Annotated in this window: 18 protein-coding genes; 9 read left to right on the forward strand and 9 right to left on the reverse strand. The window is 74.2% G+C overall.

Annotated features, from left to right (window positions below; genetic code table 11):
* The first annotated feature begins 156 nt into the window (after nucleotides 1-156).
* Nucleotides 157-1,086, forward strand: a complete 930-nt coding sequence (locus FGE12_RS09905) for a GDP-mannose 4,6-dehydratase (protein WP_153866151.1) — start codon at nucleotides 157-159, stop codon at nucleotides 1,084-1,086.
* Here the strand turns inward: FGE12_RS09905 and FGE12_RS09910 are convergent.
* Complete coding sequence (locus FGE12_RS09910; RefSeq protein ID WP_370458939.1) at nucleotides 1,083-2,210, reverse strand: glycosyltransferase family 4 protein; 1,128 nt, start codon at nucleotides 2,208-2,210, stop codon at nucleotides 1,083-1,085. The genes FGE12_RS09905 and FGE12_RS09910 overlap by 4 nt on opposite strands.
* A 47-nt stretch (nucleotides 2,211-2,257) precedes the next feature.
* Between FGE12_RS09910 and FGE12_RS09915 the strand changes: the two genes are divergently transcribed.
* From FGE12_RS09915 to FGE12_RS09930, 4 genes are read left to right on the forward strand one after another with little or no spacing between them, the layout of a single operon-like run.
* Nucleotides 2,258-4,555: a glycosyltransferase family 4 protein gene (locus FGE12_RS09915; RefSeq protein ID WP_153866152.1), complete on the forward strand. Its 2,298-nt coding sequence runs from the start codon at nucleotides 2,258-2,260 to the stop codon at nucleotides 4,553-4,555.
* Nucleotides 4,552-5,040: a hypothetical protein gene (locus FGE12_RS09920; protein WP_153866153.1), complete on the forward strand. Its 489-nt coding sequence runs from the start codon at nucleotides 4,552-4,554 to the stop codon at nucleotides 5,038-5,040. Before FGE12_RS09915 ends, FGE12_RS09920 begins: the two co-directional genes overlap by 4 nt.
* Before the next feature lie 45 nt (nucleotides 5,041-5,085).
* The gene (locus tag FGE12_RS09925) at nucleotides 5,086-6,018 is read left to right on the forward strand and encodes a class I SAM-dependent methyltransferase (protein WP_228530691.1); all 933 of its coding nucleotides are present in this window, start codon (nucleotides 5,086-5,088) and stop codon (nucleotides 6,016-6,018) included.
* 14 nt (nucleotides 6,019-6,032) lie between these two features.
* Nucleotides 6,033-8,006, forward strand: a complete 1,974-nt coding sequence (locus FGE12_RS09930) for a hypothetical protein (RefSeq protein WP_370458940.1) — start codon at nucleotides 6,033-6,035, stop codon at nucleotides 8,004-8,006.
* A 9-nt stretch (nucleotides 8,007-8,015) separates the two neighbouring features.
* On the opposite strand, the gene FGE12_RS09935 is transcribed toward FGE12_RS09930, so the two are convergent.
* Nucleotides 8,016-9,158 carry an acyl-CoA dehydrogenase family protein gene (locus FGE12_RS09935; RefSeq protein ID WP_153866154.1) on the reverse strand — a complete coding sequence of 381 codons (1,143 nt, stop codon included), beginning with the start codon at nucleotides 9,156-9,158 and terminating at the stop codon, nucleotides 8,016-8,018.
* 209 nt (nucleotides 9,159-9,367) lie between these two features.
* On the opposite strand from FGE12_RS09935, the gene FGE12_RS09940 reads away from it, so the two are divergent.
* Both FGE12_RS09940 and hutH read left to right on the forward strand, forming a co-directional pair.
* Nucleotides 9,368-10,708 carry an AMP-binding protein gene (locus FGE12_RS09940; RefSeq protein WP_153866155.1) on the forward strand — a complete coding sequence of 447 codons (1,341 nt, stop codon included), beginning with the start codon at nucleotides 9,368-9,370 and terminating at the stop codon, nucleotides 10,706-10,708.
* On the forward strand, nucleotides 10,705-12,213 hold the full coding sequence (gene hutH / locus FGE12_RS09945; RefSeq protein ID WP_153866156.1) for a histidine ammonia-lyase: 1,509 nt from the start codon (nucleotides 10,705-10,707) through the stop codon (nucleotides 12,211-12,213). Before FGE12_RS09940 ends, hutH begins: the two co-directional genes overlap by 4 nt.
* Here the strand turns inward: hutH and FGE12_RS09950 are convergent.
* The gene (locus tag FGE12_RS09950) at nucleotides 12,210-12,773 is read right to left on the reverse strand and encodes a hypothetical protein (protein ID WP_153866157.1); all 564 of its coding nucleotides are present in this window, start codon (nucleotides 12,771-12,773) and stop codon (nucleotides 12,210-12,212) included. The two genes, hutH and FGE12_RS09950, sit on opposite strands and share 4 nt — an antisense overlap.
* Entirely contained in the window at nucleotides 12,757-13,467 is a 711-nt protein-coding gene (locus FGE12_RS09955) for a hypothetical protein (RefSeq protein WP_153866158.1), read from the reverse strand. The genes FGE12_RS09950 and FGE12_RS09955 overlap by 17 nt, the downstream gene beginning before the upstream one ends.
* A gap of 226 nt (nucleotides 13,468-13,693) precedes the next feature.
* Here FGE12_RS09955 and FGE12_RS09960 point away from each other — a divergent pair, with 226 nt between their 5' ends.
* Together FGE12_RS09960 and cyaY are read left to right on the forward strand one after the other, a co-directional pair.
* On the forward strand, nucleotides 13,694-14,194 hold the full coding sequence (locus FGE12_RS09960) for a histidine phosphatase family protein (protein WP_153866159.1): 501 nt from the start codon (nucleotides 13,694-13,696) through the stop codon (nucleotides 14,192-14,194).
* A 49-nt stretch (nucleotides 14,195-14,243) separates the two neighbouring features.
* A complete protein-coding gene (gene cyaY / locus FGE12_RS09965) occupies nucleotides 14,244-14,579 on the forward strand; it encodes an iron donor protein CyaY (RefSeq protein ID WP_153866160.1) in 336 nt (111 codons plus the stop codon).
* Between the two features lie 23 nt (nucleotides 14,580-14,602).
* Here the strand turns inward: cyaY and FGE12_RS09970 are convergent, their stop codons facing one another.
* From FGE12_RS09970 to rpsB, 5 genes are all read right to left on the reverse strand, one after another.
* On the reverse strand, nucleotides 14,603-15,625 hold the full coding sequence (locus tag FGE12_RS09970) for a response regulator (protein WP_153866161.1): 1,023 nt from the start codon (nucleotides 15,623-15,625) through the stop codon (nucleotides 14,603-14,605).
* Nucleotides 15,625-16,182: a ribosome recycling factor gene (frr, locus tag FGE12_RS09975; RefSeq protein WP_153866162.1), complete on the reverse strand. Its 558-nt coding sequence runs from the start codon at nucleotides 16,180-16,182 to the stop codon at nucleotides 15,625-15,627. The genes FGE12_RS09970 and frr overlap by 1 nt, the downstream gene beginning before the upstream one ends.
* 55 nt (nucleotides 16,183-16,237) lie before the next feature.
* The gene (gene pyrH / locus FGE12_RS09980; protein ID WP_153866163.1) at nucleotides 16,238-16,987 is read right to left on the reverse strand and encodes a UMP kinase; all 750 of its coding nucleotides are present in this window, start codon (nucleotides 16,985-16,987) and stop codon (nucleotides 16,238-16,240) included.
* A gap of 159 nt (nucleotides 16,988-17,146) precedes the next feature.
* Nucleotides 17,147-17,800, reverse strand: a complete 654-nt coding sequence (gene tsf, locus FGE12_RS09985) for a translation elongation factor Ts (RefSeq protein WP_153866164.1) — start codon at nucleotides 17,798-17,800, stop codon at nucleotides 17,147-17,149.
* Nucleotides 17,801-17,924: 124 nt separating this feature from the next.
* Nucleotides 17,925-18,926 (reverse strand): 30S ribosomal protein S2, encoded by a 1,002-nt coding sequence (gene rpsB / locus FGE12_RS09990; protein ID WP_153866165.1) that lies wholly within the window; start codon nucleotides 18,924-18,926, stop codon nucleotides 17,925-17,927.
* Nucleotides 18,927-18,947 lie beyond the last annotated feature (21 nt).

An 18,947-nucleotide genomic window follows, 5' to 3' on the forward strand; every position in this document is an offset into this window, starting at 1 on the left:
TGTCTAGGGTCGCAGGCGGGTGATCGCAAGCCGGGCGCCGGATGGAGAACGGTTGGCGGGTGGCGGAGCGTCAGGTAGAAGGCCCTGGCTTCCTCCGCCCGTACAGCCCATGCCCCCCTCCCCCTTCCGCCCCGCCTCTGCTGGAGCCCCCGCGCGATGAGGGTCCTGGTCACCGGCGCGGACGGCTTCGCGGGCCGCCACCTGTGCGCGCACCTGCGCGAGGCGGGCGACGAGGTGGTGGAGCTGCACGGCCCGCGCGCCGCGGAGCTGGGCAGCAGCGCGCGCCACGTCGACCTCACGCACGAGGCCGCGGTGCGCGACGCGGTGGACGAGACGCAGCCCGAGGGCGTCATCCACCTGGGCGCCTTCGGCTCCATCGTGAAGAGCCACGCGCACCCCGCGCGCGCGCTCGCCGTCAATGCGCTGGGCACCACGAACCTGCTCGCGGCCGTGCGCGACCGCTGCCCGCGAGCGCGCGTGCTGGTGGTCAGCTCCTGCGAGGTGTACGGCCCGCTGCCCGAGGGCGTGAGCGCCACCGAGGCGAGCCCCCTGCAGCCGGTGAGCCCCTTTGCCGCCTCGAAGGTCTCCGCCGAGCTGATGGCCGGCCTCTTCCACCGCAGCTACGGGCTCCACGTCCTGGTGGCGCGCCCCTTCAACCACCTGGGCGCGGGCCAGGAGCCCACCTTCGCCGTGCCCTCCTTCGCCGCGCAGCTGCGCGCCATCGCCCGCGGAGACCGCGAGCCGGTGCTGCGCGTGGGCAACCTGGACCCGGTGCGCGACTACACCCACGTCTGGGACATGGTCGCCGGCTACCGGCTGCTCTTGCGCGAGGGGCGCGCCGGGGAGACCTACAACCTGTGCAGCGGCGAGGGGCACACCTTGCGCAGCGTGCTCGACGAGATGCTCGCGCTCAGCGGGCTCTCGGTGCGCCTGGAGCTGGATCCCGCGCGCCTGCGGCCCGCGGAGATTCCGCGCCTGGTGGGCGTGGCGGAGCGCGCCCGGGCGCTGGGCTGGAGGCCGCAGCGCACCCTCACCGAGGCGCTCTCGGACGCGCTGGGCCGGCCCGTCGCGGTGGCCACGCCCTAGCCGCGCCCGGAGACGTCGCCGAGCACTTCCCGGTAGGCCTGCGCCGTGAGCTCCGCGGTGCGCGCCCAGGTGAAGGCGGCCGCCTGCGCGCGGCCCCGCTCGGCCCACGCCCGGCGCTCCTCCTTCGAGCGCAAGAGCCGCGCGAGCGCCGCGGCGAGCCCCTCCGCGTCGTCCGGGCGCACCGCGAGCGCGCCGTCCCCGCACACCTCGGGCAGGGCGCCCGCGTCCGAGACGATGGTGGGCACCCCCAGGCGCATCGCCTCGAGCGGCGGCAGCCCGAAGCCCTCCATGCGCGAGGGGAACACGAAGGCCGCGGCGCGGCGCATCAGCGCGTAGAAGGCGGGCGCCTCCTGGTAGCCGAGCGCGCGGATGTCGTGCCCCTCGCTCCTCATCCGCGCGATGCGGGCCTCGGCGTTGCCCGAGCCGAACCAGCGCTGCCCGGCGAGCACCAGCGGCGCCGGGCGGCCCGCGGCGCGCAGGCGCTCGAGCGCATCGAGCACCAGCCCCACGTTCTTGCGCACGTCCAGGGAGCCCGCGTACAGCACGTAGTCCTGCGGCAGCCCCAGCGCGTCGATGAAGCTCGCGGTGGGCTGCGCGGGCTCGCCCGCGTGCGCGTCCACGTGGTCCACGCCCAGGGGCGTCACCTGCGTCTTGCCGCGCGCGGCGGGGTAGCGCTCGAGCAGCTCGCGCTCGGTGTGGCGGCTGTTGCAGAGGATGCGGTCCGCGAGCCCCACGCTGTGGCCCAGCCACAGCCGGAACTGCCAGCGGAAGGGCGTGGACACGCTGTGGGGGAGCGTGAGCGGGATGAGGTCGTGCACCGTGAGCACGAGCCGCTTGCCCGGGGGCCTGCGCAGCGGGAGGTTGAAGTTGCCCAGGGCGTGGAAGAGCGGCGCGGGGCTCGCGCGCAGCTGCTGCGGCAGGCGTCCGAGCACCCAGGCGCTGCGCCCCAGCTCCCCGCGCGGCCCCTCTCCGGAGACGCGGGCCCCGAGCCGCTCGAGCGCCACGCCGTGCGCCTCGAGCGCCCCGGCGAGGCAGCGGGTGTAGAGGCCGATGCCCGTGGTGGGCTCGTCCCAGAGGCTCGCGTCGAGCGCGACCGGCGGCAGGGAGGGCAGAGGCGGCTGCACGAGCGCCTCATAGCACGCGCAGCGCCTGTGATACGCAGGCAGGCGCCATGGCCGTCCACCAGCTCATCCCCAGCTTCGTGCCCGGAGACGCCTCGGCCCAGGCCGCGCTGCACCTGCAGCTGCTGCTGCGCCGGCTCGGCCACGCGGGCGGCCTGTACGCGGGGGAGGTGGCCTCCGGGTACGCCGCGCTCGCGCACCCCGCGCGCGCGCTGTCCCCTGCCCCGGAGGATTGGGTCCTCTACCACCATGGCATCGGCTCGCCCCTGAGTGGGCAGCTGATGCACCTGCGCTGCCGCCGCGGCGTGGTCTTCCACAACATCAGCCCGCTGCGCTTCTACCGGGGCACGCGGCTCGCGGGAGAGCTCGCCGCGGGACGGGCCCAGCTCGCCGCGATGGCGCCCTTCGTGGAGGTGGCGCTGGGCGTCTCGGACTTCAATGCGCGGGAGCTGCGCGCTGCGGGCCATGCGCGCGTGCACACCGTGCCGCTCTTCGTGGAGCCGGAGCGCTTCGCGCGCGACGTCGCGGACCCGCGGCTGCTCGCGCGCCTCGCGCGCCCGGGGCTCACGCTGCTGGGCGTGAGCCGGGTGATGCCCCACAAGCGCGTGGAGGACCTGCTACGCCTGCATGCCGAGGTGCGCCAGCTGCGGCCCGACGCGCGCCTGCTGCTCGTGGGCGGCTACGAGCCGGGCAGCCGCTACTTCCGGGCCCTGCAGCGACAGGCGCACGCGGCCGGGGGCGTGAGCTTCCTCGGGCGCCTCGGGCACGCGCAGCTGGTGGCCGCCTACCGCGCCGCGGACCTCTTCGTCTCCATGAGCGAGCACGAGGGCTTCGGCGTCCCGCTGGTGGAGGCGATGGCCGCCGAGCTCCCGGTGCTCGCGTACGCGGCCGCCGCGGTGCCCGAGACGCTGGGCGGCGCGGGAGTGGCCTTCGACGAGAAGCGCTACGCGCTGCTCGCGGAGCTCGCGTGCGAGCTGGGCGAGAACGGCCCCCTGCGCGCGCGCGTGCTCGCCGGGCAGCAGCGCCGGCTGCGCGACTTCTCCGCGGACGCGGCCCAGGCGGCCCTGGTGCGCGCGCTGCCCGAGCTCTCCCAGCCCACCGCGCCCGCCTCCCCTCGCCCGAGGCGCAGGGCCGCCGCCGGTGCGCCTCGCCGGCCGCGCGTGGCGCTCGTGGTGCAGCGCTACGGCGAGGTGACGGGCGGCGCCGAGCGGCACGCGCAGCAGGTGGCCCAGCACCTGGCGCCGCACTGGGAGCTCACCGTGCTCACCACCTGCGCGAAGGATCACCTCACGTGGGAGAACGAGTTCCCGCCGGGCCCGGATCGCGACGGCCGGGTGCGGGTGCTGCGCTTTCCCGTGGAGCGGGTGCGCCACATGCGCCCCTTCAACGCGCTCTCGCGCACGCTGTTCGCCCGTCCCCGCGCGCACGACCGGCTCACCGAGGAGCGCTGGCTCGCCGAGCAGGGCCCGGTGGCGCCGGGGCTCCTGCGCCACCTGGAAGCGGAGGGCGCGCGCTACGACGGCGTCCTCTTCTTCACCTACCTCTACGCGCCCACCGCCTGGGGTCTGCCCATGGTCGCGCGCCGCGCGCTGGTGGTGCCCACCGCGCACGACGAGCCCCCCTTGCGCTTCGGTGCCTTCCGCGACGTGTTCGAGCGCCCGCGCGCGCTCCTGTGCAACACGCCCGAGGAGCTGGCGCTCCTCTCCCGGCTCTACCCCGCGCACGCCCCCGCGCAGGTGGTGGGCGTGGGGGTGGACCGGGTGCGCGGCAGCGCCCGGCGCTTTCGGCACAAGCACGGGCTGAGCCGCCCCTACCTGCTGTACGTGGGCCGCATCGAGGCCGGCAAGGGCATCCCCGAGCTGCTCGCGCACCACCGCCTGCTGCGCCGCCAGTACGCGGACGCGCCGGACCTGGTGCTCGCCGGGGCGCTGCACATGGAGCGCTCGCGGCTCACCGGCGAGGGCGTGCGCTACGTGGGCCGCGTGGAGGAGCAGGAGAAGCACGACGCGCTCGCCGGGGCGCTCGCCGTGGTGGTGCCCAGCCGCTACGAGAGCCTCTCGCTGCTGGTGCTGGAGGCGCTCTCGCACGCGACGCCCGTGCTGGTGAACGCCGGCTCCGAGGTGCTGGTGGGCCAGGTGCAGCGCAGCGGCGGCGGGCGCGCGTACGCGGACTACCCGGGCTTCGTCAGCGCCCTGCGCGAGGTGGGCGAGCAGCGCGAGGCGCTGGGACGCCGTGGCCGCGGCTTCGCGCAAGCGCACACCTGGCCGAAGGTGGTGGCCGCCTACCGCCGCGAGCTTGCCCGCATCCTCGAGACCCCACTCGAGCCCCTGAAGGAGACACGCCAATGAAGCTCTTGGGACGCGACATCCCGGCGCGCGAGCTGCTCGCGCGCCTCGAGGAGCGGCTGCGCGAGCGCGGGCTGCCCACCAGTGAGCCCGTGGACCTGCCGGACGAGGGAGTGGAGCCGCGGGTGGACCCGCTCAGCCACAACCTGCGCGCGCTGGAGGAGAACGCAGACCCCACGCGCGCCCTGCCCCTGCACACCCACCGCGGCGGCGCCGGCCAGCTGGTGGTGGTGGCCAAGTGGGCCTTCCGCAAGGGCTGCCAGGTGCTGATCAACGAGACCCTGGAGCGCCAGAAGGTCTTCAACGGCCACGTGCGCGACAGCTACGCCCAGCTGTCTGCCGAGGTGCTGCAGCTGCGCGAGGAGGTGGCGCGGCTGCGCGCGGCCGCGGCCGCCTCGCCGCCCCCGCCTCCCAAGGCCCCCAAGGCCTCCGCCGCGCCTACCCGCCGCCGCAAGACGCCCGGGCGCTCGCCCGTCAAGCGCTCGTAGTCTCCCCCGTGCGGCCCGCGGCACGGGCGGCTAGCATGCCGCCGCATGTCGCACGCCGCCGCCCTGCGCCCCCTGCCCCCGCCCGCCGCGCAGCCCTCCACCTGCTACCTGTGCGGTGGCGGCCGCCTCGCGCTGCGCTACCCGGCCCGGGGCGGCTCGCAGGCGCCGGACGCTTCGGCCTACAACTGCACGAGCTTCGGCCACCGCACCCATCCGCCCATCTGGGGCTGTGAGAGCTGCGGGCTGCAGTTCCAGTGGCCGCTGCGCGAGGCAGAGGAGCTGCTGGGCGCCTACCGCGACGTGGAGGACCCGCTCTACGTGGCGGAGCGCGACAACCGCTACCTCACCTTCCGCCGCGTGCTCCGGCACGTGGGCGCGCACGGCGAGGGCCAGCGCCTGCTCGACGTGGGCGCCTACTGCGGCTACTTCGTGGACGTGGCGCGCGAGGCCGGCTACGCGGCCGAGGGGCTGGAGCTCTCGCGGTGGGCCGCGGAGCAGGCGCGCAGCCTCGGGCTCACGGTGCACGGCGAGACGCTCGCGCAGCGCGCCGCGCGCGGGGGCAGCTACGACGTGCTCACGCTCTGGGACGTGGTGGAGCACTTCGCCGATCCGCGCGAGGAGCTGCGCCAGGCCTTCCGGCTCGTGCGGCCCGGCGGGCGCATCTTCCTGTCCACCATCGATGCGGGCAGCCTCGTCGCGCGCCTGCTGGGCGCGCACTGGCCGTGGCTCATGGACATGCACCTCTTCTACTTCGACCGCACCACGCTCGGCGCGCTGCTCGAGGAGGTGGGCTTCCGGGTGACCCGCGCCGTCGACTACACGCACATCGTGTCGTCCGGGTACCTGCTGCGAAAGGCGGGCGCCAGCTTCCCGTGGCTCGCGCCCCTCGCGCGCCTCGCCGGCAAGGTGGCGCCCGCGCGCCTGCCCATCCCCATCAGCCTGGGGGACAATATGTTGATCGAGGCCCGGCGCCCCTGAGGCACACTGCCCGCGTGCCCTCCGCTCCCGTCGGCGCGCGCGCCGCGCCCCCGCAGGACCCGTCCTCGCCGCAGCCCCTGCCGCCCTCCGCGCCGCGGCGCACCCGCGTGCTCGCGCTGCTCACGCACGCGGGGGTCCTCGCGCTGAGCACGGCACTCGGGGTGTGGCACACCTGGCCGCTCGCGCTGACGCTGCGGGGCGGGTGGATCGCGGGGCACCTGGACGATCCCTGGATGAACGCCTGGCACCTGTGGTGGATGCGCCGGGCGCTGTGGAGCACGCCGCACAATCCCTTCGAGACTCCGCTGCTGCACTGGCCGCTGGGCGCGCAGATGTACTGGCACACCCTGGCGCCGGCGAAGACGGCGTGGGGCGTGCTGCTCCTGCCGTGGCTTCCGCCCGAGGGGGCGCACAACGTCGTCATCCTCGGCACGTTCACGCTCACCGGCTACACCGCGTGGCTGCTGATGCGCAGCGTGCTCGCGCGCGCCGGCACCTCCGGCGCGCTGGGCGCGGTGGCCGCGTTCGCCGGGGCCTGCGTCTTCAACCTCTCGCGCTACCACCTCACGCACGCCGTGGCGCACGTGAACCTGGCCTCGCTCGAGGGCCTCCCGCTCTCCCTCTTCTTCTTCCTGCGCTGGCTGGACGGCGGCCGGCGGCGCGACCTCGCGGGCCTGGGGCTCTCGGCGCTGTACCTCGCCCTGTGCGACTACTACTACCTCGTCTACGTGGCGCTCTTCTGCGCGGCGTGGCTCGTGGCCCAGCGCTGGCGCGAGGGAGGCCTGCTCGCGCGCGGAGCGTGGAGGAGCCCCACGCTGCGCCGGGGCGCGGCGGCCGCGGTGGTGGCAGGCCTGTGCACGGCGCCCATCGTCCTCGCGCTGCTCGCGCACGCCTTCCCCCCGCCCACGTCCCCGCACCACGGTGACTCGGACTACTACGCGGACCTGCTGGGCTTCGTGCTCCCCGACCGCGCCTCCGCGCTGTTCGCCACCCTGTCCTCCGAGCTGCAGCAGCAGGTGCTGCGGCTGCCGGGCAACATGGAGGAGAACGGCTACTTCTTCGGGTGGGTCACGCTCGCGATCGCCGTGCTCGCGCTGCGGCGGCGCGCGCCGGACGCCGCGCGCTGGGCAGGCATCGGCGGAGGCTTCGTGCTGCTGTCGCTGGGCACCTGTCTCTCGGTCGGCGGCGAGACGCGGCTGCCGGTGGCGCCGCTGCTGGTCGCGGCGATGCTCGTCGTCACGCTGCTGCGGCCGTGGCGCGCGGGCGGCCCCGCGCGCGACCTCTACGTCCTGGGCCTGCTCGTCGCCGCCGCCTGCCTGCTCTCACCGCCCACGGCCTTCGGCCGCGCCTGGAGCGTGGAGCTGCCCCTGCCCTACCCCCTCTTCAAGCAGGTGGTGCCCTTCTTCAGCCGCGGCGGCATGCCGGTGCGGCTCGCGCTGATGGGCACGCTGAGCCTGGGCGTGCTCGTCGCCTTCGCCGCGGCGCAGCTCGGCGCGTGGGCGGCGCGCGAGGGGCGCTCGGCGCCGCTGGGGCTCGCCTGCGCGGGCGCGGTGGCGCTGGTGCCCACGCTCGAGTACCGCTCCGCCCCCTTCCCGCTCACGCAGCTGCCGCCGCGCAGCGCCATCTTCGACCGCATCCGGGCGGAGCCGCCGGACGTGGCGGTGTTCGTGGACGGGCACCCCATTTCGCAGTTCGAGCAGGTGTGGCACGAGCACCCCATCTCCGCCGCGCGCCTCTCGCGCGTGCCGGTGCCCGAGGCGGAGCTCGTGCAGTCGCGCCTCTACCGCGCGCTGCAGGACCTGCGCGAGCTGGACGGGCCCGTCTCCCCGGAGGAGCAGGCCCGGATGCGCGGCTTCCTGCGCGAGCACCACTTCCGCTACTACGTCACGCACTACGGTGACCCGCGGCTGCAGCGCTTCGTCACCGAGGTGCTCGGCGGCACGCAGGTGTACCGGGACGCCTACGTGCTCGCCTACACCTTCGACTGAGGCGGGGCTTCAGCGGCTGAAGAGCTCGCGCGCGATGATCACGCGCTGGATCTGCGAGGTGCCCTCGTAGATCTGCATGATCTTCGCGTCGCGCATCAGCTTCTCCACCGGGTACTCCTTGTTGAAGCCGTAGCCGCCGAACACCTGCACCGCGTCCGTGGCGATCTTCATCGCCCAGTCGGCCGCGCACTTCTTGCCCATGGCGGCGGTGAGGGTGTTGCGCTTGCCGTGGTCGATCTCCCAGCCGGCCTTCCACACCAGCAGGCGCGCGGCCTCGACCTCGGCGGCCATGTCCGCGATCATGAAGCTGATGCCCTGGAAGTCCGCGATGGGCTTGCCGAAGGCCTTGCGCTCCTTCGCGTAGTCGATGGCGTGCTCCATCGCCGCGCGCGCGAGCCCCACCGCGGCCGCCGAGACGAGCGGGCGGGTGTGATCGAAGGCCTTCATCGCGATCTTGAAGCCCTCGCCCTCGCGCCCGAGCACGTTCTCGGCCGGCACCTCCACGTCCTCGAAGGTGATGCCGCGCGTGTCGCTCGCGCGCTGGCCCATGTTGTTCTCCTTCTTGCCCACCGTGATGCCCGGGCTCTTCGCGTCCACGAGGAAGCCCGTCATCCCCTTGTGCGCGCCCGTGGGGTCGGTCTTCGCGAGCACGAAGAACCAGCTCGCGTGCCCGGCGCCGGTGATCCACATCTTCTGGCCGTTGAGCAGGTACTTGTCGCCCTTCTTCACGGCGGTGGTCTTGATGCCGGCCACGTCCGAGCCTGCCGAGGGCTCGGTGACGGCGTAGCTGCACAGCAGGGGCGCGTCGATGAAGGGCGAGAGCCACTTCTTCTTCTGCGCGTCGGTGCCCGCCACGATGACCGGCACCTGCGCGAGGCTGTTCGCGGTCATCGCCGTGGCGATGCCGGTGCAGCCCCAGCCCATCTCCTCGTCGATGAGGCAGCCGTCGAAGGTGCCCAGGCCCAGGCCGCCGGCGGACTCCGGGATGTGGATGTTCACCAGGCCCAGCTCCCACGCCTTGCGCAGCACGGCGTCCGGCCACTCCCCCGTCTCGTCGTGGTGCGGGGCCGCGGGCCGAATCACGTCGCGAGCGAAGTCGCGGGCGAGCTTCTGCAGGCCCTGCTGCTCTTCGGAAAGCTCGAAGCCGATCATGGTCTGTGCACTCCTCTGCGGGGTACGGGTGGGGCGTTACGACGCACTGCGCTGTCGCCGCATCCTGCCCAGTCCCCCCGCCGGGGGGAACCGGGAAGGTGGCCGCCTACACCGGCGCCTGACCCGGGGACCCGGGCCGCCTGCCCGCCGGGCTGTTATCGTGGCCTGCGGGGTGAGAGTCCCCGCGGGTGGCCCCCGCCCCCACGCGCATGAGTCCCCCCTCCCCTCCCTCGCCTCCGGGCGCCTCCCTCGCCGAGCGCCTCGCGCGCGTGCCCTCCCTGCACCTGCAGGACGCGCAGGGCCGCCCCGTGCGCGACCCGCGCGAGCAGGCCCGGGCGCTCGCGCGCAGCTTGCGCGAAGCGGGCCTCGAGCCCGGTGACCGGCTCGCGGTGCAGCTGCCCAACGGGCCCGCCTTCGTCACGGCGCTGCTCGCGTGCGCCGAAGGGGGCCTCACCTTCGTGCCGCTCCCGCTCGCGTTGGAGGGCGCCGCGCTGCAGGGGCGGCTGCAGGCCGCGGGCGCGGCGGCGCTGCTGGGCGAGCGGGGGCTGCAGGTGTCGCCTCAGAGCCCGGTCACACCCATGCAGGGCGAGCCCCCCGCGGTCATCCTCTTCACCAGTGGCAGCGAGGGCGTGGGGCGCCCGGTGGCGCTGGGTGGGCGCGCGCTCTTGCACGTGGTGGACACGCACCGGCCGCTGCTCGGCGTGGACGCCTCCACCCGCATCACGGGCTACCTGTCCTGGAGCCATGCCTTCGGCTTCACGCTGGAGCTGCTGCTCGGGCTGCTCGCGGGAGCGCAGCTGCGCTCGGTGCCCGCGGCGGACTTTCCCGCGGCCCTCACGGAGGCGCCTGCGGACTTCCTGCTCACCGTGCCGCGCATGCTGGAGCGGCTGGAGGTGGGCGCGCTGCGCTCGCTGCAGGGCGGCATCGTGGGCGGAGCGCCCGTGCGCGGGGCGCTGCGCGAGCGGCTCGTGGGCAGCCGGCTGCGCGTGGGCTACGGGCAGACGGAGTGCGCCCCGGGTGCGACGCTCGGCGAGCCGGGGGAGTGGGAGCTGGACGACTTCCTCGGCCGGCCCGTGGGCTGCGAGCTGCGGCTGGACGCGCCCGGCGAGCTGGGGCTGCGCGAGCTGCTGCTGCGCGGAGACAACCTCGCGCTGGGGTACCTCGTCGATGGAGCGCTGCAGCCCATGGTGCGCCCGGACGGCTGGCGCGCCCTCGGCGACCTCGGGCGCGCGGCGCATGGCGGCTACGTCTTCGAGGGGCGGCGCGACGAGCTCTTCAAGCTGGACAACGGGCGCATGGTGAACCCCGCGCCGCTCGAGGCTCCCTTCGGCGGGCGCATCCTGCTGGTGGGCGCGGGGCGCGAGCGGGTGCAGCCGCTCGCGCGCGGCGAGGAGCCCGCGCGCTTCGAGCTGCCCGTGCCCCACCTCCCCCCGCGCCTCATGCCCGAGGCGTTCTGGAACGCCTGCACCACCCCGAGCGGCAAGGTGTCGCGCCGGCGCGCGCAGCAGCTGTTCGAGCAGATGACCGAGCAGTCCTTCGAGGAGTCATGACGCCCCGCCTCGTCTTCGATCGCACCCGTCCCCTCACGCCCGCGGACCTGGAGCTCGCCGCGGAGCCGCTCGAGGTGAGCCTCTCCGGCCCCGTGCGCGCCGCCGTCGCACGCTGCGCGGCCTTCGTGCTCGAGCAGCACGCGCAGGGGACGCCCATCTACGGGATGAGCACCGGCTTCGGGCCGCTCGTGGCGTACGCGGCGGCGCCGAGCCCCGGAGAGCAGGGGCTGGGGCTCATCGACCACCTGCGCGCAGGCCAGGGCGAGCTGCTGCCGCCGCGGCTCGCCCGCGCGATGCTGCTCGCGCGCGTGGGCTCGCTCGCGCAGGGGCACTCGGGCGTGAGCGTGCAGGTGCTGGAGGACCTGTGCGCCGCGCTCGCCACGCCCTTCGCGCCCGCGGTGCCCGAGTGGGGCTCGGTGGGCGCGAGCGGGGACCTCACTCCCCTTGCCCACGCGGTGGGGGCGCTGCGCGGCGAGGGAGAGGCCTTCTACGGCCGCGAGCGCATGCACGCGGCCGCGGCGCTGGAGCGCGCCGGCCTGCGCAGGCTTGCCCTGCAGGGGCGCGACGCGCTGGGGCTGGTGAACGGCACCTCGCTCACGGCCGCCGCCGGGGCGCTCGCCGTGTGCAGCGCGCGGCGCGCGGTGTCCGCCGCCATCGACCTCACCGCGCTGCTGGTCGAGACGCTGGGCGCGGGCGACGGCTTTGCCGCGCCCGCGCTGCTCGCCGCCTCGGGGCACCGCCCCGCGCTCGCGGTGGCGCTGCGGCTGAGGGAGCGGCTGCAGGGCGCGCGCGTGCGCAGCGGCCGTCCGCTGCAGGAGGCCTACAGCCTGCGCTGCACGCCGCAGCTGGTGGGCGCCGTGGAGCAGACGCTGCAGCACGCCGAGCGCGTGGTGACGGCGGACCTCAACGGCGTGAGCGACAATCCGCTCTTCTTCCCCGAGCAGGGCGAGGTCATCCACGGGGGCAACTTCTTCGGCCAGCAGGTGGCCTTCGCCGCGGATGCGCTGAACGCGGCGCTCACCCAGCTCGCGAACCTGGCCGAGCGCCAGCTGGATCTCCTGATGGACCCCGCGCGCAACGGCGGCCTGCCGCTGCTGCTCTCCGCGCAGCCCGGCGCGCAGTCGGGGCTCGCCGGCGTGAACCTGGCGGCCACCGCACTGGTCGCCGCCATGCGCCGCTACGCGAGCCCGGCGAGCATCCAGAGCCTGCCCACCAACGGGCACAACCAGGACGTGGTGCCCTTCGGCACGCAGGCGGCGCTCGAGGCGCTGCGCCAGGCGGAGCGCCTCTCGCTCGTACAGGGCTCGCTCGCGCTCGCGCTGCGCCAGGCCGCGCACCTCGGCGCCCCGGCCCCGGCCCCGGCCTCGCCCGCAGGCCGCGCGCTCCTCGAGACCCTGTGCGCCCGCGCAGCGCCGGTGGCCCCGGACCGCCCGCTGGGCGAGGACGTGCGCCAGCTCGCCGCCCTCCTCCAGCAGCGCCCGCTCACGCCGCTCGAGCCGGACTAGCCCCCGAGCTTCGCGAAGAGGTCCGCCTCGAGCGCGCGCAGCCCCGCGTCGTCCCCGTGCTTCGCCGCCTGGAACCAGGGGTAGAAGGCGTAGACGAGCGGCGCGCGGCCCTCCTGCAGCAGGATGACCACGGGGTTGAAGTGGCGCGGGCCGCTGAGCCTGCGCCACAGGCGCGCGGCGGGGCTGTCCGGCCACCCGGCGCGCTCGGACCAGTCGAGCACGGCGAAGTCCCTCCCGAGACGCGGCAGCCACTCGCGGGCGATGTGGGGCCCCCACACGGGAGAGTCGGAGAGCACCAGCACGCCGCGCTTGCCCCCGGCCTGCAGCGCGCGCAGGTCCGCGCGCACCCGGGCGCGCAGGGTGAGCCACCCCGCGACCAGCGCCGCCACGGCGAGCGCGAGCGGCAGCGCGAGCCTCCAGCGGCCGTGCTGCGCGAGCAGCGTGGCGAGCACCGTGGGCGCGAAGAGCGGCAGCAGGCAGCCGGCGGGCAGCGTGCCGTAGGTCGGCAGCGGCGTGGGGGCGCGCGGGCGCTTCCGGGGCCTCTCAGCGCCGGCTTCCACCGTAGGCCTCGAGCATGTCGCGGTAGTTCTTCTCCAGCTCTGCCTCGCGCGTGAGCACCAGGTCCACGTTCTTGTCGCCGTAGCGCTTTCGCACCTCGGCGAGCCCGCGCAGGGTCTGATCCTGCTCGCGCAGCGCGCGCAGCTTGGGCTCCAGCTCCTGCTGCTGGGCGGGCGGCAGCTTCTGGCGCAGCGCCTCGGTGGCGCGCAGCTCCTCGTCGTAGCGCATCACCTGGGCCAGGTGCCGCTGGCTCACCACGTCCGTGACGATGCGCCCCAGCCCGTTCACGTCCGCCTCGCTCAGGCCGGCCTCCTCGCGCGCCTGGGCCTCGGCGCGCGCCTTGGCCTGGATGAGCGCCATGGAGCGCTCCACGGCGGCGCTGCTCGCGGCCTCGCCGCCCGCCCCCCCGTCCGCGACGCCCCCCGCGAGCCCCTCCAGGCCGCGCACCAGCTCCGCCTGCACGCGCAGCATGGCGCGCTGGTAGCCCACGTAGGCGTTCAGCTTCGCCGGGGTGACGGTGTAGGGCCCCTCGGCCTCCTCCTGATCCGCCCGGTCCGCGGCCCGGGCCGCCTGCTCGCGGGCGTCCGGGGCGGGCGCCTCCCGCTCCCCGCGGGAGCACCCGGCGAGCGCCCCCACCCCGGCGAGTGCCCCCGCCAGCAGCACCGCGCCCCTCCAGCCCCGTCCGCTGCGATCCATGTGCCACTCCCGTTGCGCGTGTTCTCGTGCCGCAGGACGGGGTGTTTCCCCTGCCCCGGGGCCTCGGCGGGGAGTATAGGAAAGGGCGCGACGGGGCGCGTCAGAAGCCGCACTCGGGAGAGCCGGTTTCCCTCTCGGCGGCACTGAACATTTGGCGCATTACCTTTGACCGCGTCGGCGGGCGTCGTGTAGGTACGGCGACCCCCGAAGCCAGTCTGGAGGCACTTTGAGGATTTTCCTGGTGAGGCACGCGGACGCGGACGCTGAGATCCCCGAAGGGCTGGGGGACGAGGCGCGGGCGCTGACCGCCAAGGCGCGCCAAGCGGCGCTGGCCCACTTCACCTCCCTCTCGGAGCGCATGGGGCCCATCTCGCTCGTGCTCGCCAGCCCGCTGGTGCGCACCGTGCAGACGGCGCAGATCCTCTCGCTCGCCACGAAGCACGAGGGCTCGCTCAAGGCGCACCGCTGCCTCCTGCCGGACATGCCGGTGGGGGCGGTGGAGTCCGTGCTCGCCGAGCACGCGGGGCAGCACCTCGCGCTCGTGGGGCACCAGCCCTCGATGGGGGCCCTGGCCGCCCACCTGCTCGGGATGCAGGCCTTCCCCAAGCCGGTGAGCCCCGGCACGGTCATCGCGCTCGAGCGCTCCCCCGAGGCCTCCGCCGAGCCCGCGCGGCTCCTCTTCTACGCCGCGCCCGGCCAGCAGGTGCTGGACAGCATCAATCCCTGAGGCCCCCTGGGTCTTGGGGGCTCCCTCCCGCAGCACGCCGGGGCCCGCCATGATGGACGAAGCGCCCTACAACCAGCTCATCTCGGCCGCCTTCAAGCGCATCCTGAAGGCCGCGGACGCCATCGACCCGGACGTGCTGGAGGCGGACAGCACCGGGGACATGGTGACGCTCACCGCGCGCTCGGGCGCCAAGTGCATCGTCAACACCCAGCGCGCCGTGCGCCAGGTGTGGGTGGCGGGCAAGGGCCAGGGCATCCACTTCAGCTACGACGCCGCGAGCGGCCGCTGGCAGGACGACAAGGGCAAGGGCCTGGAGCTCTTCGCCTTCGTGTCCGAGGTGGTGCAGGACATCTGCGGCGAGCCGCTCGCGTACGCCGAGCACTGAGGCCTCGCGGCCTCTCTCCCCCCCTAGCCCATCGAGATGCGGTCGCGGCGCCCCGTGCGCTCGGGCGCATCCACGCGGTTGCCGCCGGCCTCCTGGGCCCGCGCGAGCGCGGCGGTGGCCGCCAGCAGCAGCTCGGGGAAGCTCACCGGGGCGCGGCTCGCGGCCGGCTCGAACACGGCCACGCCCACCGAGGCGGTGCGCGGCGCGCTGAAGGAGGGCTCCGGCGCCTCGGCGCCGGGCTCCGGCAGGGGCTGCAGGCCCTGGAGCCGCTCGCGCAGGCGCTCGGCCACCACGCAGGCGCCCTCGCGCGGCGTGTGGGGGAGGAACACCAGCACGTGGCCGTCCGGCCCCTGCGCCGCGAGGTCGATGTCGCGCACGCCCACCCGCACGCGGGTGAGCATCGCGGCGGCGAGCGCCGCGCGCTGGGGCTCCGGGAGGGCCTCCGCCTCCCCGCTGCCCGCGTCCAGCGCCACGCGCAGCAGCGCGATGGGGTAGCGGTAGCGGCGGCTGCGGCGGGCCTCGAAGGTGAGGAAGCGCTCGAGGAAGGCGTAGTCCGCGGCGGTGCTGCTGCCCTCGGGCGTGCCGGACGCGGCGGCGCGCGCCTCGGCCGCCTGCGCCTGGGCCTCGAGCAGCTGGGCGTGGGCGGCGTGCAGCTGGGCGCGGGCCTCGGCGAGCGCGAGCACGAGGCGGCAGCTGCTCACCACCGTGGCGCGCTTGAGGGGCCCCACCACGCAGCCGTCCGCGAGCGCGGCCTCGGCGCGGGCGCGCGCGCCGCCCGCGGGGCCCGCGTCCAGCTCGGGCGCGTAGGCGAGCAGCACGCCGGGGGCAGGAGCGGGCGCCGCCTTGAGCTGGCGGCACAGCGCCTCGCCGTCGAGCGCGGCGGACACCGCGGCGAGCACCAGCGCGGGGGCGCGCTCGCGCGCGCGCACGAGCGCCTCCTCGGCGGAGGTGACGACCGTGACCTCGAGGCCGGCCTCCTCCAGGAAGCTGCGGAGCAGCGTGGCGACCGGAGCAGAGGGCTCGGCGACGAGGGCCCAGGGACGCATCAGACCTCCATGATCTCCTTCTCCTTCTTGGCCACGATCTCGTCCACCTTGACGACGCCCGCGTCGGTCTCCTTCTGCACCCGCTCGGTGGCGCGCTTGAGGTCGTCCTCGGTGATGCTCTTCTCCTTGAGGAGCTCCTTGAGCATCTCGTTGGAGTCGCGGCGCACGTTGCGGATGGCGACCTTGTGGTCCTCGCCCTTGCTCTTCACCTGCTTGGCGATGTCGCGGCGGCGCTCCTCGGTGAGCGGCGGGAAGGGCAGGCGGATCATCTCGCCGTCGTTCATCGGGTTGAGCCCGATGTTCGCCTCGCGGATGGCCTTCTCGATGTCCTTGAGCGTGCCCTTGTCCCAGGGCTTGATGGTGATGAGGCGCGGCTCGGGGCTGTTGAGGTTCGCGACGCCGCTGAGCGGCGTGGGCGTGCCGTAGTAGTCCACGCGGATGCCGTCCAGGATGCTGGTGCTCGCGCGGCCGGTGCGCACCTTGCTCAGCTCGCGCTTGAGGTCCTCGAGCGTCTTGTCGATGCGCTGCTTCAGTTCGGAGACGACGTCTTCGTGCATGGCAGGAAAGCTCCGGTGGCTGCTGCTGCTCGGGTGAGGAAGGAAGGCGCTGTGCCTAGGCCCAGGTGGTCTCGGGCGTGCCCACGGTGGTGCCGATGTCGCCGTTGCCCAGCACGGCGCGCGCGATGTTGCCCTGGGCGGTGAGGTCGAACACGACGATGGGCAGCTTGTTGTCCATGCACAGCGAGATGGCGGTGGAGTCCATCACGTTGAGGTTCTGGCGCAGCACGTCCATGTACGTGAGCGTGCGGTAGCGGCGCGCGTCCGCCTGCTTCTTGGGGTCCGCGTTGTACACGCCGTCCACCTTGGTCGCCTTGAGGATGACCTGGGCGTTGATCTCCATGGCGCGCAGGGACGCGGCGGTGTCGGTGGTGAAGTAGGGGTTGCCGGTGCCCGCGGCGAAGATGACCACGCGCCCCTTCTCCAGGTGGCGCACGGCGCGCCGGCGGATGTAGGGCTCGGCGATCTGCTCCATCTTGATGGCCGAGAGCACGCGGGTCTGCAGCCCCTGCTTCTCCAGCGCGTCCTGCAGCGCCATGGCGTTGATGCAGGTGGCGAGCATGCCCATGTAGTCGGCGCTCGCGCGGTCCATGCCCTCGGTGGAGCCGGCCACGCCGCGGAAGATGTTGCCGCCGCCGATGACCACGGCGAGCTCCACGCCCGCCTGCGCCACCTCGCGCACCTCGGAGGCGATGCGGCTGAGCGTGGGGGGATGGATGCCGTACTTGCCCTCCCCCATCAGGGCTTCGCCCGACAGCTTGAGGAGGACGCGCTTGAAGCGGGGCGGGGTCTGGGAGTCAGCCATCGCTCGCGCTTCTATCCCCCGCTCCGGGAACGTTCAACTTCCGAGTCGGAGGAGGTGGGCAGAAGCGGACGGGGAAAAGCACAGAGGCCCCCCGAGCGCCCGGAGGACCGGACGCCCGCAGGGGCCCCTGCTGTGACGGCTGCGACTGCGGGGGAGGCCTTAGGCCTGGCCCAGCGTCTTGGCGACCTCGGCGGCGAGGTCCTCCTTCTTGCGCTCGATGCCCTCGCCCACCTGGAAGCGGGTGAAGCGGCGGATGGAGATCTTCTCGCCGATCTTCGCGCCGCGCTCGGTGACCATCTCGTGGATGCGCTTCTTGTCGTCCTTCACCCAGTACTGGTCCACGAGGCAGACGGTCTCGTAGAACTTCTCCAGCTTGCCCACGAGGATCTTCTCCCACATGGCCTCGGGCTTGCCCGCCTCCTTGAGCTGGGCGCGCTGGATGTCCTTCTCCTTCTCGAGCGCGTCCGCGGGGACCTCGGTGCGGTCCAGGTACTTGGGGGCGGTGGCGGCGATGTGCATCGCGACGTCGCGCACGAGCGCCTGGAAGTCCTCGTTGCGAGCGACGAAGTCGGTCTCGCAGTTGACCTCCACCATCACGCCGATCTTGCCGCCGTGCACGTAGGTGCCGATGAGGCCCTCGGCGGCGACGCGGCCCGCCTTGCCCTCCTGGCGGCTGATGCCCTTCTTGCGCAGCCACTCGGCCGCCTTCTGGAAGTCCCCGCCGCTCTCGGCCAGGGCCTTCTTGCAGTCCATCATGCCCGCGCCGGTCTGCTCGCGGAGCTCCTTCACCATCGAGGCGCTGACCTCAGCCATCGTCATCTCCGTTGCTGCTAGGGGGATCGAAAAAAAGGAAACGGCCGGGAGGCGCTGGGGAGCGCCGCCCGGCCGAGCACTCGGGAGGGCTGCGCTCGGGTGAGCGCCGCCCTCGGGAGACTGCTTACTCGGTGGGCGCCTCGGCGCTGCCGGAGTCGGCGGCGGGGGCCGCGTCCGCCGCGGGAGCGGCCGGCGCGTTCTTCATCTCCACCACGGGGCCCCGGCGCTCGTTGCCACCGCGGTCGCCAGCGCCGCGGAAGCCACCGCGGTCGCCGCCGCCGAAGCCACGGCGGTCGTCGCGGCGGGGGCCACGGCGGTCGTCGCGGTCACGGCCGCCGCCGCGCTCGTCGCGGCTCTCCTGCTGGTCGCGCTCGCTGGCGCCGGAGGCCTGGTAGCGGGCCGCGCCCTCGATGCAGGCGTCCGCGATCTTGCTCGTGAAGAGCTTGATGGAGCGGATGGCGTCGTCGTTGCCGGGGATGACGAAGTCGATGTTGTCCGGGTCGCAGTTGGTGTCGACCACGCCGATCACCGGGATGCCGAGGCGGCTCGCCTCGTGGATCGCGATGTGCTCCTTCTTCGGGTCGATCACGAACACGCAGCCGGGCAGCTTGTTCAGGTCCTTCACGCCGCCCAGGTTGCGCTCGAGCTTCTCCTGCTCGCGCTGCAGGCCGGCCACTTCCTTCTTCGGGAGGCGCTCGAAGGTGCCGTCCTCGGCCATCTTCTCGAGCGTCTTGAGGCGGTCGATGCCCTGCTTGATGGTCTTGAAGTTGGTCAGGGTGCCACCCAGCCAGCGGCTGGTGACGAAGAACTGGCCGGCGCGGCGCGCCTCCTCGGCGATGGTGTCCTGCGCCTGCTTCTTGGTGCCCACGAAGAGGACCGAGCCGCCGCGGCTGGTCACGTCCGCCACGAAGCGGAACGCGGCGCGCGCCATGGTGACGGTCTTCTGCAGGTCGATGATGTAGATGCCGTTGCGGGCGCCGAAGATGTACGGCTTCATCTTCGGGTTCCAGCGCTTGGTCTGGTGGCCGAAGTGGACGCCGGCCTCCAGCAGCTGCTTCATCGTGATGCCGCTCGCGGCGGCCATGGCCTGCGCCTGGGTGGGCTGCTGCGTGTCTTGCGTTTCCATTGTCGTCTCTCTCGGTTCTTG

Source organism: Aggregicoccus sp. 17bor-14 (genome assembly GCF_009659535.1).
Lineage (GTDB): Bacteria > Myxococcota > Myxococcia > Myxococcales > Myxococcaceae > Aggregicoccus.